Annotated in this window: 20 protein-coding genes and 1 pseudogene; 9 read left to right on the top strand and 12 right to left on the bottom strand. The window is 69.2% G+C overall.

Annotated features, from left to right (window positions below; all coding sequences use genetic code 11):
• Positions 1 to 52: 52 nt before the first annotated feature.
• The gene (locus ACQP2T_RS27330) at positions 53 to 1,828 is read right to left on the bottom strand and encodes a PA14 domain-containing protein (RefSeq protein ID WP_433518895.1); all 1,776 of its coding nucleotides are present in this window, start codon (positions 1,826 to 1,828) and stop codon (positions 53 to 55) included.
• A 183-nt stretch (positions 1,829 to 2,011) separates the two neighbouring features.
• On the opposite strand from ACQP2T_RS27330, the gene ACQP2T_RS27325 reads away from it, so the two are divergent.
• Positions 2,012 to 3,673, top strand: a complete 1,662-nt coding sequence (locus tag ACQP2T_RS27325; protein WP_433518894.1) for a serine/threonine protein kinase — start codon at positions 2,012 to 2,014, stop codon at positions 3,671 to 3,673.
• Here ACQP2T_RS27325 and ACQP2T_RS27320 read toward each other — a convergent pair.
• Complete coding sequence (locus ACQP2T_RS27320) at positions 3,670 to 4,500, bottom strand: NAD(P)H-binding protein (protein ID WP_433518893.1); 831 nt, start codon at positions 4,498 to 4,500, stop codon at positions 3,670 to 3,672. The two genes, ACQP2T_RS27325 and ACQP2T_RS27320, sit on opposite strands and share 4 nt — an antisense overlap.
• Positions 4,493 to 4,930, bottom strand: a complete 438-nt coding sequence (locus tag ACQP2T_RS27315; protein WP_433518892.1) for a nuclear transport factor 2 family protein — start codon at positions 4,928 to 4,930, stop codon at positions 4,493 to 4,495. Before ACQP2T_RS27315 ends, ACQP2T_RS27320 begins: the two co-directional genes overlap by 8 nt.
• 90 nt (positions 4,931 to 5,020) lie before the next feature.
• Here ACQP2T_RS27315 and ACQP2T_RS27310 point away from each other — a divergent pair, with 90 nt between their 5' ends.
• A complete protein-coding gene (locus tag ACQP2T_RS27310; RefSeq protein WP_433518891.1) occupies positions 5,021 to 5,608 on the top strand; it encodes a TetR/AcrR family transcriptional regulator in 588 nt (195 codons plus the stop codon).
• Positions 5,609 to 6,030: 422 nt separating this feature from the next.
• On the opposite strand, the pseudogene tnpA reads toward ACQP2T_RS27310, so the two are convergent.
• A pseudogene (tnpA, locus tag ACQP2T_RS27305) lies at positions 6,031 to 6,439 on the bottom strand (IS200/IS605 family transposase); the annotation flags it as partial.
• A 34-nt stretch (positions 6,440 to 6,473) separates the two neighbouring features.
• On the opposite strand from tnpA, the gene ACQP2T_RS27300 reads away from it, so the two are divergent.
• The 5 genes from ACQP2T_RS27300 to ACQP2T_RS27280 all read left to right on the top strand — a co-directional run bounded on the left by ACQP2T_RS27300 (position 6,474) and on the right by ACQP2T_RS27280 (position 11,277).
• The gene (locus ACQP2T_RS27300) at positions 6,474 to 7,787 is read left to right on the top strand and encodes an RNA-guided endonuclease InsQ/TnpB family protein (RefSeq protein WP_433518890.1); all 1,314 of its coding nucleotides are present in this window, start codon (positions 6,474 to 6,476) and stop codon (positions 7,785 to 7,787) included.
• Between the two features lie 195 nt (positions 7,788 to 7,982).
• Positions 7,983 to 8,867 carry an ABC transporter permease gene (locus tag ACQP2T_RS27295; protein WP_433518889.1) on the top strand — a complete coding sequence of 295 codons (885 nt, stop codon included), beginning with the start codon at positions 7,983 to 7,985 and terminating at the stop codon, positions 8,865 to 8,867.
• A gap of 96 nt (positions 8,868 to 8,963) precedes the next feature.
• Entirely contained in the window at positions 8,964 to 9,377 is a 414-nt protein-coding gene (locus tag ACQP2T_RS27290) for a peptidase inhibitor family I36 protein (RefSeq protein ID WP_433518888.1), read from the top strand.
• A gap of 235 nt (positions 9,378 to 9,612) precedes the next feature.
• Positions 9,613 to 10,605, top strand: coding sequence for an NlpC/P60 family protein (locus ACQP2T_RS27285; RefSeq protein ID WP_433518887.1), 993 nt, complete (start codon positions 9,613 to 9,615; stop codon positions 10,603 to 10,605).
• A gap of 75 nt (positions 10,606 to 10,680) precedes the next feature.
• Positions 10,681 to 11,277 carry a Chromate resistance protein ChrB gene (locus ACQP2T_RS27280; protein ID WP_433518886.1) on the top strand — a complete coding sequence of 199 codons (597 nt, stop codon included), beginning with the start codon at positions 10,681 to 10,683 and terminating at the stop codon, positions 11,275 to 11,277.
• Between the two features lie 12 nt (positions 11,278 to 11,289).
• Here ACQP2T_RS27280 and ACQP2T_RS27275 read toward each other — a convergent pair whose 3' ends face one another.
• The gene (locus ACQP2T_RS27275) at positions 11,290 to 11,499 is read right to left on the bottom strand and encodes a hypothetical protein (RefSeq protein WP_433518885.1); all 210 of its coding nucleotides are present in this window, start codon (positions 11,497 to 11,499) and stop codon (positions 11,290 to 11,292) included.
• A 9-nt stretch (positions 11,500 to 11,508) separates the two neighbouring features.
• Positions 11,509 to 12,282 carry a COG4280 domain-containing protein gene (locus ACQP2T_RS27270; RefSeq protein ID WP_433518884.1) on the bottom strand — a complete coding sequence of 258 codons (774 nt, stop codon included), beginning with the start codon at positions 12,280 to 12,282 and terminating at the stop codon, positions 11,509 to 11,511.
• A 185-nt stretch (positions 12,283 to 12,467) separates the two neighbouring features.
• On the opposite strand from ACQP2T_RS27270, the gene ACQP2T_RS27265 reads away from it, so the two are divergent.
• The gene (locus tag ACQP2T_RS27265) at positions 12,468 to 13,988 is read left to right on the top strand and encodes an FAD-dependent oxidoreductase (protein WP_433518883.1); all 1,521 of its coding nucleotides are present in this window, start codon (positions 12,468 to 12,470) and stop codon (positions 13,986 to 13,988) included.
• A 121-nt stretch (positions 13,989 to 14,109) separates the two neighbouring features.
• Here ACQP2T_RS27265 and ACQP2T_RS27260 read toward each other — a convergent pair whose 3' ends face one another.
• A complete protein-coding gene (locus tag ACQP2T_RS27260; protein ID WP_433519837.1) occupies positions 14,110 to 15,246 on the bottom strand; it encodes a MalY/PatB family protein in 1,137 nt (378 codons plus the stop codon).
• Between the two features lie 5 nt (positions 15,247 to 15,251).
• On the bottom strand, positions 15,252 to 16,829 hold the full coding sequence (locus ACQP2T_RS27255; RefSeq protein WP_433518882.1) for an APC family permease: 1,578 nt from the start codon (positions 16,827 to 16,829) through the stop codon (positions 15,252 to 15,254).
• 74 nt (positions 16,830 to 16,903) lie between these two features.
• Between ACQP2T_RS27255 and ACQP2T_RS27250 the strand changes: the two genes are divergently transcribed.
• Positions 16,904 to 17,824, top strand: coding sequence for a LysR family transcriptional regulator (locus ACQP2T_RS27250; protein WP_433518881.1), 921 nt, complete (start codon positions 16,904 to 16,906; stop codon positions 17,822 to 17,824).
• A gap of 47 nt (positions 17,825 to 17,871) precedes the next feature.
• Here ACQP2T_RS27250 and ACQP2T_RS27245 read toward each other — a convergent pair whose 3' ends face one another.
• The 4 genes from ACQP2T_RS27245 to ACQP2T_RS27230 all read right to left on the bottom strand — a co-directional run bounded on the left by ACQP2T_RS27245 (position 17,872) and on the right by ACQP2T_RS27230 (position 23,316).
• Positions 17,872 to 18,111 carry a hypothetical protein gene (locus ACQP2T_RS27245; RefSeq protein WP_433518880.1) on the bottom strand — a complete coding sequence of 80 codons (240 nt, stop codon included), beginning with the start codon at positions 18,109 to 18,111 and terminating at the stop codon, positions 17,872 to 17,874.
• Between the two features lie 143 nt (positions 18,112 to 18,254).
• Positions 18,255 to 20,432 (bottom strand): hypothetical protein, encoded by a 2,178-nt coding sequence (locus tag ACQP2T_RS27240; RefSeq protein WP_433518879.1) that lies wholly within the window; start codon positions 20,430 to 20,432, stop codon positions 18,255 to 18,257.
• The gene (locus tag ACQP2T_RS27235; RefSeq protein ID WP_433518878.1) at positions 20,429 to 22,021 is read right to left on the bottom strand and encodes a peroxidase family protein; all 1,593 of its coding nucleotides are present in this window, start codon (positions 22,019 to 22,021) and stop codon (positions 20,429 to 20,431) included. Before ACQP2T_RS27235 ends, ACQP2T_RS27240 begins: the two co-directional genes overlap by 4 nt.
• Positions 22,018 to 23,316, bottom strand: a complete 1,299-nt coding sequence (locus ACQP2T_RS27230; protein WP_433518877.1) for a cytochrome P450 — start codon at positions 23,314 to 23,316, stop codon at positions 22,018 to 22,020. The genes ACQP2T_RS27235 and ACQP2T_RS27230 overlap by 4 nt, the downstream gene beginning before the upstream one ends.
• Positions 23,317 to 23,432: the final 116 nt, after the last annotated feature.

Here is a 23,432-nt window from a genome sequence, read left to right as displayed (position 1 = left end):
TCCGACACCAGCCGGTTCGCGCCCACCCCTACGCGGGTGGGCGCGGCCTGGCCTATCCGGCGAGCAGTTTCTCCGTCGGGATGATCTGGCGGGGCAGAGCGGGGCTCTCCCATCGCAGTTCGGCGATGGCGTCGTAGCCACCGTCGTAGAACTCCATCTTGATGTCGTGCGCCCCCGCCGTCAGGGCGATCTGGCCGGTGTCGTCGCGTTTGGAGTGGTCGGTCCAGTTGTCGATGAGCGGCTTGCCGTCCACCCACAGCCGCACCCCGTCGTCGCTGGTGGTGATGAAGGTGTACGTCTCCGCCTTGTCGGCCACGACCTTCCCCGTCCAGCGCACGCTGAAGGTGTCGGCGCCGATGCCGGGGGCCGGTGCGGCCGAGCCCCAGTCGAAGTTCACGGTGGGGTCGATTCTGGTGACCGTGGCGCCGGTGAGGTCGGCGTTGTCGAAGTACGTCGCCGACAGCCCCTGCTGGTCGATCACCAGCGTCGTCGCCGAGCCGGCCGGGAGCGTCACCGTGGCCTTGCCGCCGGCGATGGTGGCGCTTCCTGTCTGGTGCGGGGTCCAGGCGTCCGATGTGCTCTGCCAGATCGCGGCCGTCCCCGTCGTCAGCCCGGTCAGCGCGAGAGCGGCGTCGATCGGGTCCGCGCCGACGTTGACCAGGACCACGTTCTTGCTCTGGTCCGAGGCGAAGACGTGCAGCTTGTCGTTGTCCGCGCTCGCCTGGACGACGGTCTTGCCGAAGGGCCGGAACAGCCCCTCACCCGTGTACATGCCGATGCCGTGGTAGATGGGCAGGGGCTCGCTGCGCGGGATGCCGCCTTCGCCCTTCGTGCTGGTCAGGCCGAGCTGCCCGTTCTTGTCGCCGTACTGGTAGGCGGCGGCGCCCGCGTGCAGCATCTGCCCGAGCGCCGCCGCGCCCCACAGCGTGTTGAAGTGGGTGAGCGTACGGTGGCCGTCGGGGTCGTCGAAGTCGGAGTTGAACTCGCCGATCTGAATGTCGACCTTCCGCCCCAGAACGGACTCGGCGAGGGCGCTGACCTCCTTGATGTCGCTCTCGTACGCGCGGATCACGCCGCCGAGGAGCTCCTCGTCGGTGATCGGGTCGGAGCCGTTGCCGTAGTCGTGGTAGTCGACGAAGTCGACCCGGTCGCGGGAGCCTTCGAGGAACGTCCTGATGTAGGGCAGGTCGTTCCAGGCCGTGGCGGCGCCGCCCACCTTGACCGCGGGGTTCTCGGCGCGCAGTGCGTCGGCGATCAGGTTGAAGCGGCTGCTGTACTCCGCCGCCGTCATGGCCGGCTTCTCGGGCGTGCACGTGCAGTTGAGCTCGTTGCCGAGGATGAACCGCTGGACCGGCTTACCGGTCGCCGCGAAGTGCTTGTAGAGGGCCACGGCGTCGCCGCGGTTCACCTCCGCGCTCTGCCGCCCGTCCACCTGGAGGATGACGACCGGTTCGGCGCCGAGGTCGCGGATGGCGGTGATCCAGGCGTCCCCCGAGACCTCCGTGGCGCATTTGTAGCCGCCGCAGACGATCGAGCTGTCATGGTTTCCGGGCTCCTGGTAGTGCAGCTCGATCCGCATCCGGCCGACCCCGAGAGCGCGCAGCCGGTCGCGGTGCTGGGTGTCGTTGGTGATGTACGAGCCTTCGCCGTACCCGGTGATCCCGATGCCGAAGTCGGTGGGGGCGATCGTCCGGATCGGCCGGGTGAAGTCCACCGAGACGGTGGCGGCCACCGCCGCCTCCGCCGGTGCGCCCGCCGTCCAGACCGCCGCGGCGGCCAGGCCGCCCGCGAGAACGGCGTGCAGCGTACGACGTGCCAGTGCGATCATCCTTCTCCTGTCACAAGGTCCACAAGATCCCGTGGATCATGACATATACGGGTTACGCGGAAATGACGTCTCGAGTGGATGTGGCGCGCGGCACTCCCCCGATCTCGTGGCGCTGAGGGGGCATGGGCACACAACACCGTGATCCGGCACAATCGGCTCTATGCACACGCACGAGAGGGCCTGATGCGACCTCTCCGCTCGAACGATCCCCGGGAAGTCGCCGGATACGTCCTGCGGGGACGGCTCGGCCAGGGCGGGCAGGGCACGGTGTTCCTGGGCACGTCCCCCAGCGGGCAGCAGGCGGCCGTCAAGCTCCTGCACGCCCCCTTCGGCCACGACCTCGACGCCCGGCGGCACTTCCACCGGGAGCTGGCGGCCCTGCAGCGGGTGGCGCCGTTCTGCACGGCCCGCGTACTGGGGGCCGATCCCGACGCCGACCCCCCGTACGTCATCAGCGAGTACATCGAGGGCCCGTCGCTGCAGGACGCGGTGCGCGACAACGGGCTGCTGGGCGGCGCGGACCTGGACCGGCTGGCCATCGCGACCGCCACAGCGCTGGGCGCCATCCACGCGGCGGGGGTGGTGCACCGCGACTTCAAGCCCGCGAACGTGCTCCTGGCCGCCGACGGTCCCCGGGTCATCGACTTCGGGATCGCGCGCCCGATCGACGCCACCGCCGCCACGGTCAGCGGGGTCGTGGGCACACCGGCGTACATGTCGCCCGAGCAACTGTCCGGCCACCCCGCCGGTCCACCCCTGGACATGTTCGCGTGGGGGTGCACGATCGCGTTCGCGGCCAACGGCCGGCCGCCGTTCGGGCACGAACCGCTGCCCGCCGTGATCAACCGCATCCTGAACGCCGAGCCCGATCTGGGCCTGCTGACCGGGACCTTACGCGGCTTCGTCGCCGCCTGCCTGCACAAGGACCCGTCGTGGCGGCCGACCGCCCGGCAGGTGCTGCTGGGCCTGATGAACAAGCAGCCGGGTCCCCCTTCGTACGGGACACCGTTTCCCGCTTCGTACGGAACCTCACCGCCTTTGGGCACATCACCGCCGAAGGGGTCACCACCGGCGCCCCGGCAGGGTCCTCCTTGGCCGGTCACGCCGCAGCCCGACACGCCCGCTCCGACGAACCCGGGCCGTGCGCGCGGCGGCGTGATCGCCGGCGCGGCGCTCGCGGGGGCCCTCGTGATCGCCCTCACGGTGACCGCGGCCGTCGCCATCACCCGGGGCTGGACACCGGAGACCCCCTCCAGCCCATCGGCTTCGGTGACGTCCCCGACCGCGACGGGTAGTGCCACGGCCACGGCCACACCCAGCCCCGCGGCGCAGGTGGCCCGCTCACCGCGCCTGGGGCTGGAATTCTGGCAGGACAACGTGGCCAGCCCGATGGCCATCAGCGACCTCGACCGGCCCGTCACCACCGTCACCATGAAGCGCCGCCCGTTCGAATTGCGCTTCCCTACCCTCCCCAAGGACACGGCCGCCCAGGTCTGCGCGTGGACCGACGACTCGGTCTTCTCCGTGGACGACGGCGGCAAGGTGGCCGACCATCCCTGCTTCAGGCCGGGGACCGGCATCGCCGACTACGAGCACGGGTCGGGGACGCTGTACCTGAACAACCGCGGCCACAACTACCTGATCGGCGACCGGGTCGGGCACAGCTCCGCCTCGCAGGACTCGGTCCTGTTCTCCAGCGTCTTCAAGGACGGCGCCGCGACGCTCCTGGCCGCCCAGCAGAAGGATCTGTATCTGACCGTCTTCATCGACCTGGACGGAGACGGGACCTTCAAACGAGCGTCGCCGGGCGAGTACGAGTACGTCATCCTGCATTTCTCCAGCTAGATGGTCCCTGGCAGCTCCGTCTCAGCGAACATCCGGAAACTGCGGGCCGGTCGGCCGGTGACGCGCTCGACGGTGCCGGTGACCCGGTCTTCCGAGCCACCGCTGATGTCCTCGTCGAGTGCGGCGAGCATCGCGGCGAATTCCGGAGGGATGCCGTGTTCGGTAAGGCGCACGGCGAGTTCGTCGGCTGTGATGGACCGATGGCGGATCGGCCGGCCGATCCGCCGGGCGATGATCGCCGCAGCATCGGCGTAGCTCAGCGCCTCGGGGCCGGTCAGGATGTGCTCGGTGTTGTGCGGTACCTCGTCGACCAGCGCGTGCCCGGCGACGGCGGCGATGTCCGTCGCGTCGATGAAGGCCACCCGGCCCTCTTTCGTCGCGGTGATGATCTCACCGCTCCGCACGCCCTGGGCGACGACATGCTCACCGGTGAAGTTCTGCATGAACCACGACGGCCGCAACACCGTCCACTCGGCCATAGTCGTACGGACAAGACTGTGCACCGCGCCGAGTCCCGGCGTGCCCTCCGGCAGTGCGGACGAGCTCAGTTGCACGACGCGCCTGACGCCCTGGCGGACGGCCTCTTCGAGGAACGGCTCCACCAGCGGAACGGGATCGGACACACCGACGGGAGCGACGAGATAGACCGCCGAAACCCCCCGCAGTGCCGGTGCGTGGGTGTCCCGGTCCGCCCAGTCGAACCGCACCTGCGTGGCGGAATGTGGCTTGCGTGTCGCCGGGCGGACCGGGACACCGCGCTCGGCCAGGAAGGCGGCGACTCTGGAGCCGGTCGTGCCGGTCGCGCCGAGGACGAGGACCTCAGTCATGCGCACCACCGGAGAACGCGGTGGGCAACTCGTCCGAGTTGCCCATCACCTCGGCCGCGGCTAGCGGGTTCCAGTAGTCGCGGTAGTGCTGGATCTCACCGTCCCGCACGGTGATGACGGCGATATAGCGCAGGGAGTACGGCCGCCCGGTGGCGACCACGATCCCGGCGGCGGTGAACTCGGCGATCACCACCTCGGGATCGACGCTCTGGTGCACCACCTGTTCGGTGATCTCCCTGATGTCAAGGATGTCCGGGTAACCGCGCAGGTACTCCTGGATCGCGGCGCGGCCTTCGAGCCGCTGCGGATAGCCGGGCGGCGCAAAGGGAAACTCCATCGCGCCGGTCTCCGCCCACAGTCCGGCGAAGGCCGACATGTCCTTGGATACCAGGAGCTTCAGTGCGTGTTTGACGAGCTCATGGGGGTTCATCGGGCTATCCTTTACGTTTGGACGGTACAGGACCGTTCTGTCCAAAGTACACGGGACGGTCCCGTACCGTCCAATCGCTAGACTCGCCGCATGAGTCGTCGCACCCCCACCGGCGCAGCCGTGCTGCAACCGGGGATCACCAAGGCCATCACCGAAGCCGTACTCGACGAACTGGCCGAGCAAGGCTACGCACGCCTGTCGATGGAAGCCGTCGCCAAACGGGCAGGAGTGGGCAAGAGCGCGCTCTACCGCCGTTGGCCGGCCAAGCAGGAGATGGCGATGTCGGTGATCTCCGAGTTCAGCGTGGCGCGGGCCACGGTCCCGGACACCGGCTCACTGCGGGGCGACCTGCGCGAGACTCTGGACGCGCTGATGGAATGGCTGACCCATCCCCGGTTCTCGCGAATCCTGCCCGATCTGGTGGCCGAGATGGCCCGTCATCCGGAACTCGGCGACGTCGTCAAGGCCATGGTCGGCGTGCCGAGGCGGGATCGGGCCATGGTGATCTTCCAGCGAGCGATCGAGCGCGGCGAACTGCCCGCGGACGCGGACGTGGATCTTGCCCTCGATCTGTTCGCCGCGCCGATCTACTGGCGGCTCACCGTACGCGCCGTGGAGCCGGGACCGGACTATCTCGACAGACTTACGGAAATGATCCTCAGGGCGCTCAGCGCCTAGCATCGCTATCTGCCGCCGCGCTCCGGGCTGTAGGGCTGGAATTCTGGCAGGACAACGTGGCCAGCCCCATGGCCATCAGCGACCTCGCCCGGCCGAGACCGGCCCGGAGATACCCCGCCGACCGTGCCGAAAACCGATCCACAGCGCAGTGTCGGTCCAGTTAAGGACGGTCGATCCCGAGGAAAATGCCCGTAATGGGGGATCTGGTACATCGCGCGATCAGGTCGATGGAGAATCGGGATTTACGCCGCGTCATCGGGCTTCGAGCCATTGGTTATACCCAGTGAGAGGCCACTGCCGAGACCGGCCTGAGCGAGAAGGCCGCCGAGCGGCGGCTCGCGAGATTCAGACAACGACCGAATCCGCTCAACCCGCCCGACCCGAGCGTCGCAGGTGAGGGGTGAGGTGGACCGGACATAGGAGCGCGGTCGCTGCTCGATGTACTGCTTGAGCACGGTGAGCGGCGCCCCGCCGACCGACCCGGAGAAATGGGAACCAGACCAGAAATGTCCACCCCAGAGGCATGTGCGGACATATGCGCCGTATCCCTTTGCGAAGCATCCGGGCGAGAGTCCCTTCAGTGAATTTGACGAGTTTGGACAGGGCAACCTTGGGCGGGTAGTGGACCAGCAGGGGGACGTGGTCGTGCTCGCCATTGAACTCGCGCAGTTCGACCTCGAAGTCGGCGCATACCTCGCGCATGAGTTCCTCGCAGCAGATCAGCATCTCCTCGGCGAACACCCCACGCCGATACTTTGTCACGAAGACCAAATGGGCACGGAGATTATAAACGACATGCCGCCCCTTCCCGCATCGGGATTCGAATTCCATCGCTGCGACATAAACCAAAAGATATGATCAGTGCGTGGAGAAGGTGAAGCAGCCTCGTGCCCACGTGGCGCGACTCGACCTCAACCCGGCCCAGGAGGCCGTCGTGGACGGTCAAGCCCACACCGTGCGTGCCTTGTGGAACCTGCTCCACGAGTTCACCACCTTCCGCCAGGGCCGCCTCGCGTCCCTGAAGGAGTGCGACGCGGCGATCCGGCAAGCCCGCCACGAGATCGAGTGGATGGGGCAGTTGCCCGCTCAGGCCGCGCAAGCCGTACTGAAGACCTACCGGCAGGCGTGGGCGAACTTCTTCAACCCCGACCACCCGGCCGAGCAGCCGACGTTCAAGGACCGGTTGCGGTCCCGGATGGCCGTGGACGTCCCCCAGGCCCGCGACCTGCGGATCACCCGGATCAACCGCAGGTGGGGTGCGGTGAACCTGCCCAAACTCGGGCGGGTGAAGTTCCGCTGGACAAAAGACCTGCCCGGCCTCACCAAGGGCGGACCATCCGGGAGGATCACCGGGGCTCGCCTGGTGAAAGACGCCCACGGGTGGAACATCGTCTTCCGTACCGAGCTGCTCGTCTCCGTACCCGTGCCGCACACCGGGCCGAAGGCCGGCATGGATCGAGGCATCACGGTCCCGCTGGCTCTGTCCATTGGGGAGCACCTTCGGCACGGTCCGTGGCTCACGAGCGGGGAGAGTGAGTGGCTGTTGCGTCTGGAGCGCAAAAGCGCCCGTCAGCGTGCCACCCGCAAGAAGGGCAGCCCGGTCTCCAACCGGGAACGCCGCACCTACGGCCAGATCGCCCGGCTCCGCGCGACAGCCAAGCGCCGAGCCGTCGACTGGCAGTATCAGAGCACGACCGACCTCGCGCGGCGATTCAGCGCGATCGTGGTCGAAGACCTGAAAATCACCAACATGATGGCCTCGGCGTCCGGGACCGTGCAGGAGCCGGGGCGGGGCGTCGCCCAGAAGCGCGGCCTGAACCGCTCGATCGCGAGCCAGGCGTGGGGCCGAACGGTGGAGTTGCTGACCTACAAGGCCGCCGACCGCGGTGGCCTGGTCGCCAAGGTCGACCCGCGCGGCACCAGCCAAGAGTGCCACCGCTGCCACATCACCACTGCGGGATCTCGCGAGACGCAGTCGCGGTTCGCGTGCAAGAACCTGGCGTGCGGATGGATCGGCAACGCTGATACCAACGCCGCCCGAAACCAGCTTCATCGGTACAACTCTGCCGCCGGATGGGCGGTCACAGGACGTGGAGACTCCGCGATAGCGGGGCCTGTGAAGCGTCAAGCATCCTGTCCCACAGCCTCGCCCGCACCCGCGCTGCGAGCTGCTGCGTAAGCAGCACAGGAACCCTCCACATTCATTCATGTGGAGGAGCACGTCAATCGGTGGCCTTCAGCCCCGACGCGGTCGCCGGCCGGAGCGTCGAGCTGTGGCGTTGCCCGTGACGGCCCTCGCCGACGCGGCTGTCCTCCCCCGCAACCCGTCCGAATGCTCTTGAATGCGGTCATACACACGAGGATGATCGCCCCTATGCGAGTTGTCGTTCTCGTCTGGGAAGGTCTGCTCGGACTCGCCACGATCGGGATGATCGTGGTGGCGCTGCTGAGCGCGCCGAGCGTGCATCTGGTCAACGTGCTGGCACAGGCCGGGCCCTTGGGGCTGGTGGCGACAGGGCTGGCACTCTCGTTCCGCGCCGGGACGCCCAATGTGGCCGTCGGGTCGATCTCCGCTTTCACCGGCATGGTCACCGCGTCGCTGGCGACGCAGGGACTGGGCTGGACCGCGGCGATCATCGCGATCGTGCTCGCCACAGTCGGCGGGCTCGTGCTGGGCCTGTTCGTCGCCGCGCTCTCGGCTCCGGCGTGGGCCGTGACTCTCGGCGCGGCCGTGGCCTGCGAAGCGGTGGTCATCGCGATAGCGGACGGCCAGACCGTCTTCTTCCAGCCCGGCGGTGATATTCCGGGCTTTGTGTGGTTCGTGCTGTTCGTCATCGTGTCCTTGGGCGGCGCGCTGGCCTGGAGCGCCCTGCGCCTGAAGTCGGTGTGGCTCGGCGCCATCGTCGGGCTGGGCGGGTCGAGCCTGCTCGCCGCCCTGGGCGGAGTGGCGCTGCTGACCCGCCTGCACGCGGCGAGCCCCGCCTCGGGCTGGACCACCACCACGATCGCCCTGGCCGCGGTCCTGCTGGGCGGGATCAGCGTGCACGGCAAGCGGGGCGGCGTGGCGGGCACCGTGCTCGCGGTGCTGTTCCTGTCGCTGGTCCAGGCGCAGCTGGCGCTCTGGGGCACGCCGTTCTGGGTGTTCATGCTCGTCACCGGAGGGGTGATCCTGGCCGCGCTGCTTGCCGGGCGGCTGGCCGACCTCGCGGCCCCGGAGACACCCCGGCCCGTGACGCCGGAGCCGCGCATGCCCGTGTGACACGGCCTTTCTGTGAATCGCAACCCTTCCGTCGGGAAGATCGCATCATGTATGTTCGACCCGTCATCGAAGGAAAGTTTCACGTGAAGAGGGGCAATGGGCAAGAAGCTTCAGATGCTCGCGCTACCGATCGCAGCCGCCGCGCTGGCCATCCTGCCGACCATTCCCGCCCAGGCCGCCACGGGCTACGACCGCTGCCATGACGGCAACTACTGCATGTTCTCCGGCCTCGACGGCACGGGCGACATCATCGAGATCCAGAGTGACACGCCGGATCTGGCCGCCTTGAACATGGCCAACCGGGGCAAGTCCGACTGGAACCGGACAAGCTCCTGGATCCACCTCTACTCCGAAGCCAACTACGGCGGCTGCTCGGCCGTGACGTCTCCGGGCGGCAAGGGCAACTTCTTCTCCACCTACCGCGACTTCTTCGACTCCGTCCGCTTCGACGGACAGAACGGCCCGTCCTGCGGCATCGAGGACACCTTCCGGGTCAAGTCCCACTCCTGACGGCAGCACCTACCGCCCCGGCATCGCACCCGCGATGCCGGGGCGCATTCATGTCCGCTCGGTTGCCCACTGAACTGTCCCGGGGTCCGCGCGCGTATCTCCTCATGGGTCGGCGCACCACACCCCTATCGCCGTTAGTACGGAACCGCGCAGGCCATCCCCGCGCCGAACAGGCCATCACTTCTGTACGGTTCCGGCCAACGGTGGACTGTTACGAGGAGGCATCGTAGTGGCCGTGCCGACAAGGCTTGGGCGGATGGCACTGACGGCGGCGCTGGCGTCGCTCGCATGGGCCGCCGCCGCCCCGGGCAGCGCCCTGGCCGCACCGGCGCCCACCCCGCAGGCCAAGGCCAAGGCCAGGGCCAAGCTGGTCAAACTGAACGAGCAGGCCGACAAGGTGGTCGAGGAGTACAACCAGGCCACCGAGAGCTACCAGAAGGCCAAGAAGAAGTACGACGCCCTCAACGCCGAAGTCGGCCGCAAGGGCGTACAGGCCGACGCCCTGCGCAGGGACCTCGCCGCGGTGGCGGTGAGCAACTATCAGTTCGGCGAGTTCGCGGGCTGGCAACGCTTCGTCGTCGAGGGAACCCCCGAGGCGACCCTGGGCGGCATGGCCGCCCTCGACCAGATGGCGCAGGACAGGGCGGCGAAACTCCGCGCCTACGAGGCGACCACCAAGGACCTGCGCGATCGGCGCGACGACGCCAAGACCGTCCTGGCCGAGACCGACGCGGCGCGCGACAAGGTGCGCGGGCAGAAGACGGAGGTCGAGAAGCTCATCGCCGAACAGACCAAGATCCTGCGCAAGCTGGGCGCCTTCCAGAACGGCAACCCCAACAGCACCGGCATCAAGTACACCGGGCCGGCCTCCGGCAACGCCCTCGCCGCGCTCCAGTTCGCCTTCGCCCAGGTCGGCAAGCCGTACCGGTACGGCGCCACGGGCCCCGGCTCCTACGACTGCTCCGGCCTCACCCAGGCCGCCTGGCGGGCCGCGGGGGTCGGGATCCCCCGCACGACCTACACCCAGTGGAGCTGGGGCGCGAGCCGTCGGGTGTCACTCGACAACCTGCGGCCCGGCGACCTGCTCTTCAGCAGAGGGCTGGGCCACATGGGGATGTACGCGGGCAACGGCAAGATGGTCCACGCGCCGCAGACCGGGGACGTCGTCAAGGTGGTCGACCTCGACGACTACTGGCGGGCCCGCCTCCTCGGCGCCATCCGCCCCTGACCACGACGCGGCCGGTCGCGGGTGCCGTGAGGGCGGCTACGATCGACTCGTCGAGCTGTGCGGAGGAGGCGGGTCGTGCCGGGCACCGAAAGGCCGAAGACCGGCCACACTCCCGAAGGCCAGGAGGCCGCCAAGCCGGTCACCTGGCTCATGCTGATCTACCGGGTGCCCAGCGAGCCGACCCGGTTGCGCGCGGCCGTCTGGCGGCGGCTGCGCAACCTCGGCGCTGTCTACCTGCAGAACTCCGCGGCCGCCGCACCGCGGACGCCGCAGAGCGAGCGGATGCTGCGGGCGCTGCGCAACGAGATCGTCGAGTCGATGTCGGGCCAGGCGTTCCTGGTCAGCACCTCCTCGATCATCGGGGAGAGCGAGCTGGTCGCCCTCTACAACGCCGCCCGCGATGACGAATACGAGGAGATCCTCGACAAGTGCGTCGACTTCCACGCGGGCGTGGCCAAAGAGGTGACCGCGCGGCACTTCACCTATGGCGAGCTGGAGGAGAACGAGGAAGACCTCACCAAGCTCAAAGGCTGGTACGAGAAGGTCAAGGCGCGTGACGTCCTGGGCGCCTCGCGGGCCGAAGAGGTGATCCAGGCGCTGGAGGACTGCGCGAAGACGCTGGAGGAGTTCGCCACCTCGGTCTACGAGGCCGAGGACAGCGCCATCTTCTGACAGCGCCGGCTTCTAGTCGCGCGTGTCGATCCGCAGGGCGATGACGAAAGCGGCCATGAGGCACAGGCCGATCACCGGCGTCAGCACCGGCCCCGGCACCGCGAACGCCAGCAAAACCCCTGTCCCGAGCGCCAGCGTGGTGACGACGGCCACGGCGATCTTCCAGTCGTCGCCGATGATCAGGTCGTACCAGAACTGCCCGAATCCTCGGATGAAACCCATGCTCCGCTCCTAGCCAGACGTGCTCGGGACGGCGGGTCGCCGGAGGGCGTGGATCATCAGCCGCGACAGCCCGAACCACGCGGCGATGAGCACCGGGATCGCCAGGTCGGCGCCCGGCCACTCCAGGCTCTGGCGGCTGCCGGTGAAGATGCCCAGCCCTTCGACCGACCAGAAGGTGCCGAAGGCCGCGAGCAGCAGGCCGACGCCGTACTTCATGGTGTTCTCCGGCACCTTCGACAGCGGTCCCCTGACAGCGATGCCCACGGCGAGGACGAGGAGCACACCGATGACGGCGGCGCCGATCGCCACCGGCATGTCGCCCGCGCTCAGGCCGAAGGTGATCACGATGAAGACCACCTCGACGCCCTCGAGGAAGACGCCCTTGAAACTGATCATGAACGAGAACCAGTCGAGGCCCCTGGTCGTGACCGCGCCCGCGCTCTCGGCCGCCGCCACCTCCTCGGCGAAGATCTGGTCCTCGTCGTGCATGGCCTTGCGCCCGGACGAGCGCAGGATCGCCTTGCGCAGCCACTGCAGGCCGAAGATCAGCAGGAGGCCGCCGATGGCGAGCTGGAGCGCCGCCGCCGGCAACCAGGTCGTGAGCGCGTACCCGGCGAGGGCGGTGAAGACGGCCAGCGCGACGAGGGCCGCGGCCACGCCCGCGAGCGTGGAGCGCCAGCTCCGCGTCACGCCCATCGCCATCACGATCGTCAGGGCCTCCACCATCTCCACGATCGAGGCCAGCAGCACCGCCGCGCCCAAGCCCCATGCGGCCGCGTTCATCGATCCACCTCCTTCACCACTTCCCTCCACGACGAACTATTGTCCGCTGCAAAATATAACAACTGTTAGTTTGCCCATATATCCAGCGATATGTCTACGAGGTGTGGACCCGGCCCTCCGCTGCCGTACGAACTCACCCCTGGCGATCATCGTCACTTAAAGCGATCATAAGTGTGCTTTAGGTGATGACGAAGGAGTGTGACGCCCTGGAAGAGAACCCGTCGACAGCGCTCGGTTCGGCCATGCCCGCGGAGCTGATGGCCGCCGGAGCGCCCCGACCGAGTCACGACCTCAGAGTGCCCGCGGACCTGGTCGCGGCGGCCGAGCACGGACTGGCCGCCGGCGGCCGGCCGAACAAACGCGTACTGATCATCGGTGGTGGAATGGCCGGTCTGGTCGCCGCCTACGAGCTGATGCGACAGGGGCACGAGCCCATCGTCCTGGAGGCCCAGCAGCGGGTCGGCGGGCGCGTGCTCACCCTGCGCGGATTCGCGCCCGGCCTGTACGCCGAGGCGGGCGCGATGCGGATCCCGCGCGTGCACGACCTCACACTCGCCTACTGCGAGAGGTTCGGGCTGACCCTGCGGCCGTTCGTCATGGGCAACCCCCGCGCCCTGGCCTACATCCAGGGCGTCAGGACCACGATCAAGGAGCTCAACGACAACCCCGACATCATCGACTTCGGCCTGGCCGAGCACGAGCACGGCCGCACCTACGAGGACCTGTGGCGCACCGCCACCCAGGAGATCCACGACCTCTACGCGCAGGAGGGCGAGAACGCGCTCGACCGCATCTGCGCGGAATACGACCGCTACTCCATCCGCAGCTTCCTTCGCGAGCGTGGATTCTCCGAGGGGGCCATCGAGCTCTACGGCGTCATGAGCTTCCGGGAGGCCAACCTCAACGCGGCGGTCATCGAGCAGTTCCGCGAGATCATCGGGCGGGCGTTCGAGGACATGCAGGAGATCGAAGGCGGGGCCGACCGGTTGCCGACCGCCTTCTACCACGAGCTCAGGAACCACATCCGGTTCGGTCACGAGGTCTCCGCCATCGAGCAGGACGACCACTCGGTCACCCTGCACCTCAAGACCGGATCGGGCCGTACGACGCTCACCGGCGACTACGCCATCTGCACGATCCCGTTCTCGGTGCTGCGTGACGTCGAGACCCGGCCCGCGTTCTCCCGCCGCAAGCAGCGCGCCATCCGGGAGCTCAACTACAACGCCTCCACCAAGATCCTCTTCCAGGTGCGGCGGCCGTTCTGGGAGCAGACCGACGGCATCGTCGGCGGCACCACGGTCACCGACCTGCCGATCCGGCGCATCTGCTATCCCTCGCATCCCGTCCCCGACGAACGCTCGATCCTGCTGGCCAGCTACACCTGGGGCCAGGACGCGCTGCGCTGGGGCGCGATGTCCTCGCAGAAGCGGATCGACCAGGCCCTGGAGGACGTCGCCAAGATCCATCCCCACATCTACGACCACTTCGAGTTCGGCGTCACGCACGCCTGGTACAACGACCCCTACGCGGCCGGCGCCTTCGCCCTGTTCGAGCCGCACCAGCAAAGCAGTCTGCATGACGCGATCATGGCGCCGGAGGGCCGCGTGCACTTCGCCGGCGAGCACTGCTCACTGTGGCACGCATGGATCGAGGGCGCCCTGGAGTCGGGGCTCAGCGCGGCCCGAGCCGTACACGAGGCGGGCTGAGCACAGCCGGTGCGAATCGCGGAAGCACCGCGCGCTTCCGCGATTCACGACGGGGCGGCCCGGTCCGACTTGAGCGAACCACTGGAGTCACCACGCGCCCCCGATGAGCGCGTCGTCCTACCTAGCGGCCGAGCAGACAGTCGATGACTCGATCAAGGGCATCCGTGAGTACGTCAGGCGGAGTCGCGAAGTTGAGCCGGACGAAGCCGTTCCCTGACGCTCCGTGGTCGGCGCCCGAGGTGGTGGCGACGTCGGTCCGGTCCAGCAGGTGGGCCGCCGGGTCGGCGAGCCCGAACCGGCGCAGGTCGAGCCAGGCCAGGAAACTCGCGTCCGGCTCTATGTATCCGATGTCCAAGTCGGCGACCATGTTGGTGACCAGCTTCCGGTTGCCGTCCAGGAACCGGACGGCCTCGCGCAGCCACGGCCCGCCGTCGCGAAGCGCGGCGACGGTGGCCGTCATGCCGAGCGGGCTCATGCCGCCGACCGCCGCCCTCGGCAGGCTCTGCCAGAGCCGCGCGTCGTCCGGATTGCTGAAAGCGATCAGCCCGCACCGCAGGCCGGGGAAGTTCCACGCCTTGGTCGCGCTGATCAGAGTGATCGCGTTGTCGTCGATCGAGCCGTACGGGATGAAATCGAGGTGATAGCGCAGCGGCGCGTGGATCTCGTCGCTGATCACTCGCGCCCCGTGCCGCGCGGCGAGTTCGGCCAGGCCTCGCAACTGGTCGCGATCGAACAAGCGGCCCGTCGGGTTGCTGGGATGGCAGAGCAGGACGCTGCCCGCGCCCGCTCGAAGTGCCCGGTCGATGCCGTCGAGGTCGAGTTCGTGGCCTCGTTCTCCGATACGCATCGGAACTTCGACGGCCTCGCGACCGGCGATCCGGATGGCGTCGAAGAACCGGCCGTAGGTGGGGGCCGGCACGGCCACCGGCGAACCCGCCCTGGTCAGGTGCCTGATCGACATGGTCACGCCGCGCATCAGCTCCGGCAGCAGCCGCACTCGGTCCGGGCCGACCGTGAGACCGTGCACCTCGGTGAGCCATTCGGCGGCCGCCTGGGGAACCTCGCTGAGTTCGTCGGCGAGCGGATAGCCGAACGCTTGCCGGCGCACGTCGTCCTGAACGGCGGCGAGGATGGGGCCGGCGACCGGCAGGTCCATCTCGGCGACGGTGAGATCGATGATGTCCCGGCCGTACTGAGACCATCGCTTGTTCCGCCGGGCGCGGGATCGCTCAAGGTCCCAGTCGAGGTCGATCGCCATCTCGGTCAAGCCATGCTCCTTACCTCTTGTGAGGTCGCGACTTCTGCCAGTGATCGCTGGTGGCGCAGGCCGGATCGGTGCGCGAGCCACCAGATTCCCGCGCTGAACACACCGACGAGAATGGAGTCGTACGGCGCGGCGATGAGGCCGGCACCTTCGAAGGAGCCGAGCGCGGACAGCACCGCGAGCATGAGCATGAAGCCCACCAGCCAGCCGCCCGCCACTCGCATCTTCTTTGTTCGGACGAGGTAGATCAGGAAGCCGATCAGCAGCAACGGCACGGCGACCCGGACCTTTTCCCAGGTCGACCAGTAGAGAATGAGGCCGGAAAGCACGAAGGACGCGAAGCCGACTGGAATCGCCCACCTCCGGAGCCAGCCCTTCTCCAGCGGAGTCGTCGCCGCGAGTACGGTGACCGCGACGGAGACGGCCGCGTACGAGAGTCCGTAGTAGAAGCTCAGCGAGCTGGCGATGGATTTCCAGTTCCCGAAGGTGAGCACGATGACCGAGCCGATGCCGACGTTGAGCAGCAGCGCGCGCCGGGGAATGCCGAACCGGGAGTCCACTTTTGTCAGTGCGGCGGGCAGCAGGCCGTTCTGCGCGGCGCCGTAGGTGTAGCGGCCCTTGACGCCGATGCCGATCAGCAGGCTGCCGGAGGGGGAGAAGATCGCGTCGGCGAGCAGCACGGTGGCGAACCAGGACAGGCCGAGCAGGGTGGCGAGCGAGGCGAGCGGCGAATTGAGGTTGATCCCCTGCCAGCCGCTGCCGAGCAGCCCGCTGGGCAACGAGAAGATCATCACGGCTTGCAGGCCCATGTACAGCACGACCGTCCCGGCCAGCACGATCAGCGTGGCCCTCGGCACGGTGCGGCGCGGGTCCTTCGCCTCGCCGGACATCACGGCCGCGGCGTTGATTCCGGTGAACGAGTACACCAGCCCGCCGCCGACCACCGCGGTGAGTGCCGCCGAGACGCCGTAGGGTGCGATCCCGCCGCCGGTCGCCACGTTGGTCGTGTCGAAGCCGCTGGCCAGCAGAAGGATCACGGTAAGTGCCGGGATCACCACCTTGATGGTGGCGACCACGTTGTTCACCTTGGCGAGCAGTTTGATCCCGAACAGGTTGAGCGTGCAGAAGAACACGAGCAGCCCGGCGGCGATCAGCCGTCCCGCCCAGCTCAACGACTCACCGGACATCACCCACGGCAGCCACTTGGCCGCGTATTGCACAACCGCCGTCGACTCGCTCGGCCCGGCGCTGACCGCCTGGAGAAACACCGCCCAGCCGACCACGCTGCCGACCAGCGGGCCCGACGCCAGTTGCGGCCAACGGACGTTGCCACCGGACATCGGATGGCGGAAGGCCAGGTCGATGAAGGCGAGTGATACCAGAGCGGTAGCGACCGAGGCGATCGTCCAGGACAGAAAGGCGGCCGGCCCGGCCGCCTTGGCCGCGGTGTACGGCGCGAGCAGCCAGCCCGAGCCGATGACGCTGGAGAAAGTGATCAGGGAAAGGGATATAGTGCCGAGCCCGCGCCGCAGGCGCTGATCTTCGCCCGGCGAAACGCCCGTCGATGTCTCATTCATGCCCTGAACTATCGATGATGTCTGAATCGTGGAGGTAGACCCGAAATGCCTGGGGCCAGGGTTAGGCTGTGCCTATGACTGTCACCGGCTTCGGTGGCCCCGGTCACAAGATCGAGACAATGGATCTGGTCGTGTTCACCACGGTGACACGCATGGGAAGCCTCGGCGCCGCGGCGACCGAACTACGGCTGTCGATGCCGTCGGTAAGCGCCAGGATAGCCGCCCTGGAGCGCAAACTCGGTGCCGCGTTGTTCGTGCGAGGTCCGCGAGGCAGCGTCACCACCCCGGCCGGCGAGCGGTTGAACGACTACGCACAGCGGTGTCTCGACCTTCTCGACGAGGCGGCCATCGGCGTGGCGAAGCAGGAGACCCAACGGCTCGTACTCGCCGCGCCCGCGAGCCTCGGCGACGTCGTCTTCCCCGCCGTACTGCGGGCTGTCGCGGGCGAACCGATCGCCGTGCACTGCCGGGTCGCACACAGCGGTGAGGTGGTCGGCCGCTTGGTCGACGGTAGCGTCCACGCCGGATTCGTGATGCCCAAGGTGCCGTTGCGCGGGTTGCGGTCCGAGCCGATCAACCGATCCGCGCTGGTGGCGGTGTGCCCTCCGCACCATCCTCTCGCCGATCGCAGACGCCTCACGATCGAACACCTCAGCCGAACCGGCGTCATCGTCTACCGGTGGGGTCGCGACGCCCAGGAACTCGCCGCCTCCCTCGAACATCCGGACCGAGGGCTCAACGCCCCGATCCACACAACCGGCCTGCCGTCGACCGCGATCCGGATGGCGGTCGACGCCGGCTTCGTCGCCATAGTCCCCGCTTTCGTCGCCGCACGATCGATCCGGGACGGCGACACTGTGCTCCTGCCGCTACGGTTCGGCAACTGGCGGGTCGACGTGCAGTTCGTCTACGCCTCGGCCACCGCCGACCGGCTCGGAGTGCGCACCCTGCTGGACAACCTGCCCGCCCTCCGCACCGCCTTCGACGAGGGTTGATCCGCTTCCTTGGCCCGCTCGGCGTTGTTCGTCGGGCGGCGGGCGCGTCAGTGGCGCGCCCGCTCGGCGTAGCGGCGCAGGTGCGCCGCCGCCGTGGTCAGGTCGGCGGCGGCCTCGGCGCAGGCGGCGAGGTGGGCGTCGATCGCCTCGCGCAGCCATGGCGGCGCCCCGCCGGTCGCCAGCCTGGCCTCGATCTCGCGCAGGCGTACGGCGCAGTCGGCCAGCGCGCGGATGTCGGCCTGCAGGAGTGCGGCGTGGGCGGCGATCGCCGCGGGATCGGCTGTCATCGGTCCTCCGGTCGGGGGGGGTCGGCCGCTCAGGGAGTCGGTAGCGCTGGGGCTGTCAGCTCGGGGATCGGACAACGCATGAGGGGCGATAGCGCAGCGGGGCGGCAGCTCGGAGAAGGTCAGCCGCTCAGGCGGTCGTTGGCTCAGGGAGTCGGAAGCGGGACGGCGGCGTCGCGGAGTGTCTGGCGGGCGGTGGCCGACAGGCACAGCAGCGGGCGGGCGCCGTCGAGGCCCAGCTCCCGAAGCCGGCGGGCCAGTGGGTGCGCCGACCCCGGCGCCACGGTCAGCCGGAGCCGTGGCACGGGATGCAGGCGGGCCAGGCCGCGGGTCCGTACGCAGGCGCGCAGCGCGCCGCCCTCCGCCGCCCGCGCGTAGCCGACCAGGTCGCGGTCGCTCACCGGCAGCCAGGGGCCGAGGACCCCGCTCAGCGTGAGCAGCCGGTCGTCGAGGCCGCCGACGGCGATGCGCGCGTAGCCGGTGGTCAGCTCGAACTCCAGCGGCACCAGGTACGGCTCGCCACCCCACAGCCGCGGCGCCACGGTGCCGAGGGCGGCTGCGTCGATCACGGAGCCGGCCAGGAAGCTGCCCGAGCGCCGCCGGTCGGCCCCGCGCGGCAGATCGAGCCAGACGAGCGGCGACCTCGACCGCCACGGACCGGGTACGACGATCCCGAGGTGGAGCTCGCGGTAGGCGCCCGCGCTGGTGCGCCGGTCCCAGGAGGCGTGCACGGCGACCAAGGCGCGCCCGCCGACCCGTACGGCGGGCCCGAACCCGGTCCCCTCCAGCAGCGTCGCCGCCTCCGCCGGGTCCGCGGCGAAGTAGGCCGTGAGGCCGCTGCCGTTGTGGCACCTGATCGGCAGCTCGACCCCGTCCATGGCGTACGTGGGCACCGTGAGGAAGGGCGACCCGGCGGGGCGGGGGGCGCGGTCGGACAGCCGGTACGCCTGCGAGCGGACGACCTGCCCCCGGAACGGCCCGAGCCGCCCGTCGATCCGGCGACGGGCCTCGGGCAGGTCGTCGGCGATGTTGGCGATGTAGTGCTCGATGCTGTGGCAGAGCGGGAACAGGTGGGTGGCGTCGAAGTAGTCCACGACGTACCAGTCGGGATGCGGGTCGAAGCAGGTGCCCGCGCCCTGCCCGTCGAGGGTGGGGACGATGTCGTGCTGGTTGGTGACGCTGGCGACCCAGGTGCGCGGGTCGGCGGGCCGCTTGAAGTCGACGGGCGAGCCGACCGCGACGGCGTGCGTGACGGTGTAGCGGGCGCAGAACTCGGCGTCCTGGGCCAGGTTCATGATGGCCGCGCCACCCGCGCTGTGGCCGATGAGAGCCAGCTCGGCGCCCTGGGGCAGACCGTAGTCGTCGATGGCCTTGGCCAGCGCGCGGCTGTAGGGGCTGCTGTCCAGCACGGCGCTGCTGAAGGCGCCGAGCAGGTCCTGGGGCGAGTCGCCGTCGAGCCGTCCCGCCCGCATGCCGGGCGCCTGGACGACGTGACGTACCGCTCCGTCGAGGCCCGCCACGCTCTGGATGAGCACCCGTCCCGTCGTACCGAGCACGCTGATGTTGCGCAGGAAGCCGAGCAGCGAACCCTGGGGGCTCAGCCGCGCGGTTTCGGCCGCGGACAGGTCGACCCGGCGTGCCGCCCCCTCCCCCGTGTCGAGGACGGCGACCATCCTGTTGCTCATCCCGGTGATCGGGTCGGCGGTGGCGTAGCCCTTGCCCGTCGCGATCAGCCAGGCGGTGCCGTCGTTGAGCGGGTTCTCGTCGAGCAGCGCCCGCAGGGCGAGGACCTCGCCGAAGATCGGGGCGAGGGCGCTGAGCGCGCGTACGGCGCCGCGGTCCTTGAGCAGAGCGCGCAGCGCGCGGACGGCCTCCAGGTCGCGGTCGGCGGCGGCGGCCTCGATGAGCCGGCCGAGCATCGGGTCGGCGCTCAGCTCGGGGTGGTCGAGGGCGACGGCGGCGATCCGCAGCCGCAGTGAGGTGGCCAGCACGCGTACGGCCAGACTCTCCGCGCCCGCCATGCCGCCGAGCTTGGCCGCCAGGGTGCCCAGCGGGCCGCCGGTGAGCGCGTAGCCCAGGCCCGCGCCATTGGTGATGGCCCGCAGCAGCGCGCGGTGGGCCAGGTAGCCCGCCGAGGGGGCGTGCGGCAGGGCGCGGAGCAGGGCGCCGTCGGTGAGCGCGGCCGTGGCGTGGCCCGCCGTCTCCCGGATCGTGACCCCGATGTCGACCAGCTCCCGGGCCGCGGCACGCAGCGGCCCGGCGGCCTGGTCGCTCATCGGGCCGTCCGAAGGGCCGCTCACCGGACCGCCCGGAAGGCCGCTCATCGGGCCGTCCGTCGCGTCATGCTGACGAAGCGAGGGCTCGGATCCTCCGGGACGTTGCGATGCAGTACGTCCGACAGCGTCCGCGTGCTCGTGATGATCCGCATGCCGTGCGGGGTGAAGGTCGCGGCGTTGGACACCCTTGGGGCCAGCAGCGGATTGGTCAGCGCCTGGGAGAAGGCGTCGATGGCGATGATCTTCGTGAGCAGCGGCGGCAGGATGGCGTCGGGGCTGCCGGGCTCCTCGGCGAACAGGCCGACGTACAGGTCGAGGTCGTCGACACTGCGGTAGAGCTCCCGCAACGCGCCGCTGACCCGCTCGTCGCCGGAGACCTGGTCGAAACCGCGCACCCGGGGGAACCTGCAGTGTTGGCGGTAGCTGTTGTAGGGGGCCAGGCCGAGGGTGCGCGAGTCGGCGATGCTGGCCACGTCCACCTCCCTCAGGAGGGGGTCGGTGTTGAACAGGCCGACGCGGCCGGCGCGCTGGCGGGAGGCGTCCTCGAAGAGCCGGCCGAGGCCGTGCTCAGGGATCAGCGCGCCGCCGAGCAACGTCCGCGCCATCGGCAGGTCGTGGCCGCCCACCGACAGCTGGGAGGGGATCAGGCTGTGCCAGCGGTAGACGAGGTTGAACTCCACCGAGGCCCAGTTCTCGCGGTGCCAGGGCACGTGGGCCAGCGTCGCCGACAGCCGCGAGTCCAGGGTGAAGCGGAAGTGGTAGGGCGTGATGTGGTTGATGTACTCCTCGACGACCAGCTTGATCAGCAGCACGATGAGAATGTTGCGCGCCGTCTGGAACAGGCGCTCGTCGTCCCAGCGCGGGCAGAGCTGGCCGAGCAGGCGGGCCACCCTGTTGTGCTCGCGCAGGAACAGCACCGTCAGCATGGTGAAGCCGAGCTGGATGTTGCCCCGGTCGCTCCCGGTCGCGAACAGGGTGTCGCGCTGCTGGTCGGTGAGCTCGGCGAAGCGGATGACGCTCAGGGCGGCGAACTCCGGTTTGACCTTGCCGTTCTCGCACAGGTAGGGCGGGAACTCCCCACCGTTGATGAACTGGCTCTTGAGCAGCCCGCCATGGAAGGTACGGAGTGCGGCCGTCGCCGTCTCGTGCAGGCCGTAGACCTGGTTGAGGTCGATGTGGTGGTTGGAGCTGTTCTTGCGGGGGTCGCGGGGGACGTGGACGTCACCGCGCAGGAAGCCGTCGGTGAACCACTGGGCGAAGTAGGCGAACAGCACCGTGGAGCGCGGGCACGGGATCATGCTCTCGCCACGGGTGAACAGGTCGGCGGCCTTCTCGGGGGTGGGCCGGGCGCTCTCGGGCACGACGAGCGGGGGCAGGTGCCTGCCGCTGTAGGTACGGTCGGTCAGCGAGGCCCATGAGGTGTAGTCGGCCATCGTGCTCAGCGGCTCCGGCCGTGGCGGCATCTCGCGGACCGCCTGGTCGATCAGCAGGGCGTTGAGGCGCCGTCGTACGGGCCGGATGGACTGGACGAGATCCCAGAACGGCCGGCCGTTGGTCAGCGCCAGGAACCTGAGCCGGTTGACGGCCCCGTCGGTGGCGATGCTCCGCGCCGTCGTCCTACCCTTGGCCGCCGTCATCCTTCGGCGCCCAGCCCGAGGACGAACCGGTCGGGGAAGATCCCGCCGGCGCGGACGACCCGCCCCTCCGGCGGCGGGAGCAGGCGCACTCCGGGACGCAGCAGCAGGCGGCGTACGGCCTCGCAGATGACGACCTTGGCCGGATGCACGCCCAGGCAGGCGTGCTGACCGAAACCGAAGAAGAGCTGATGGTGGCCCGGCCGATCGAGGCGGAACTCCTCGGGCTCGGCCACCACGTCCGCGTCGAACATGGCCGAGGCCGGCGCGGCGAGCACGAGCGTGCCCGCCGGGATCATCGTTGCGCGGGGGGTGCCGGCGGCCAGGACGTAGTCGCGCTCGCACAGCCGGGGCAGCAGCTTGAAGAACGGGTTGAACCGCAGCGCCTCCCAGACATAGCGATCGAAGCGGGCGGGGTCGGGGTCGCCGGCGGCCTCGATGGCCTGGGCCAGCACCTCCGGGCGCAGCAGAAGCTGCTCGACCGCCTCGACCATGGCTCCGGGCGCGCTCTCCACGAACCCCAGCGGCAGGCCGGCCATGTTGATCAGGATGCGTTCGTCGTCCACGCCGATCTCGGCGGGCAGGGCGGTGGCGGCGAGCCGGGTGAAGACGTCGTCGGGCAGGCGCCGTCCCGCCCGCAGCGCGGCCCGGCGTTCGGTGAGCCGCTCGCGCAGGTAGGCGATCATCTCTGAGCCCGCGCGGACCGACGCGGCCTGGATCTTCGGATCGCCCAGGAAGTTGGCGAAGCCGTCGGTGACGATGGCCCGTGTCCACCGCGACAGGGTCTGCGCGTCGGGGCCGGGGAAGCCGAAGTAGGTCGCGGACACGCCCAGGGCGACAGGGCGGAACAGCCCGTGGACCGTTTCGACGCCGCCGGACGGCCAGGCGATGTCGAGCCGCTCGTCGGCCAGGCGCCCGGCCAGCTCGCGCACCCCGGCCACGTCGCGCGGGTCGAGCATGACCTGCATGAGCCCTTTGTCCCGCCAGTTCATCGGGGTGGCGTCCCGGCCCAGCATGAAGGGGCCGCCCAGCGCGGCGTCGAGACGGGGGCCGAAGGCGCGTACGGAGAAGACCGTCTCGCGGGAGAGCACCTCGGTGACGTCGGCGAAGCGGGTCACGACCGTGAAGGCGGGCGTGACCAAGATGGGGCGTCGCTCGCGCAGCTCGGCGAACAGGGCTCGCCAGTCGCTGCGCAACCACTCACGGACCAGGCCGAACGCGGAGATCGGATCACGCGCCAGCGCCTCGTCGTATCTCTCCAGATGGCCGCCCGTGGTTGTCTGATCGACAGCACCCATGCCGTATGGCCCTTCTGTCCGACGCCGGAGCGAACAAAGATCATTACGGTCTGTAGCCGCAACTAGGCATGCGATACCCATTTCTTGATGGCTACCGTATGGAGTGTTTTGATTCC

It is taken from the genome of Nonomuraea sp. CA-143628, assembly GCF_050942315.1.
In the GTDB taxonomy this organism is placed as follows: Bacteria; Actinomycetota; Actinomycetes; order Streptosporangiales; family Streptosporangiaceae; genus Nonomuraea.
This window is presented reverse-complemented; position numbering and strand designations above follow the sequence as displayed.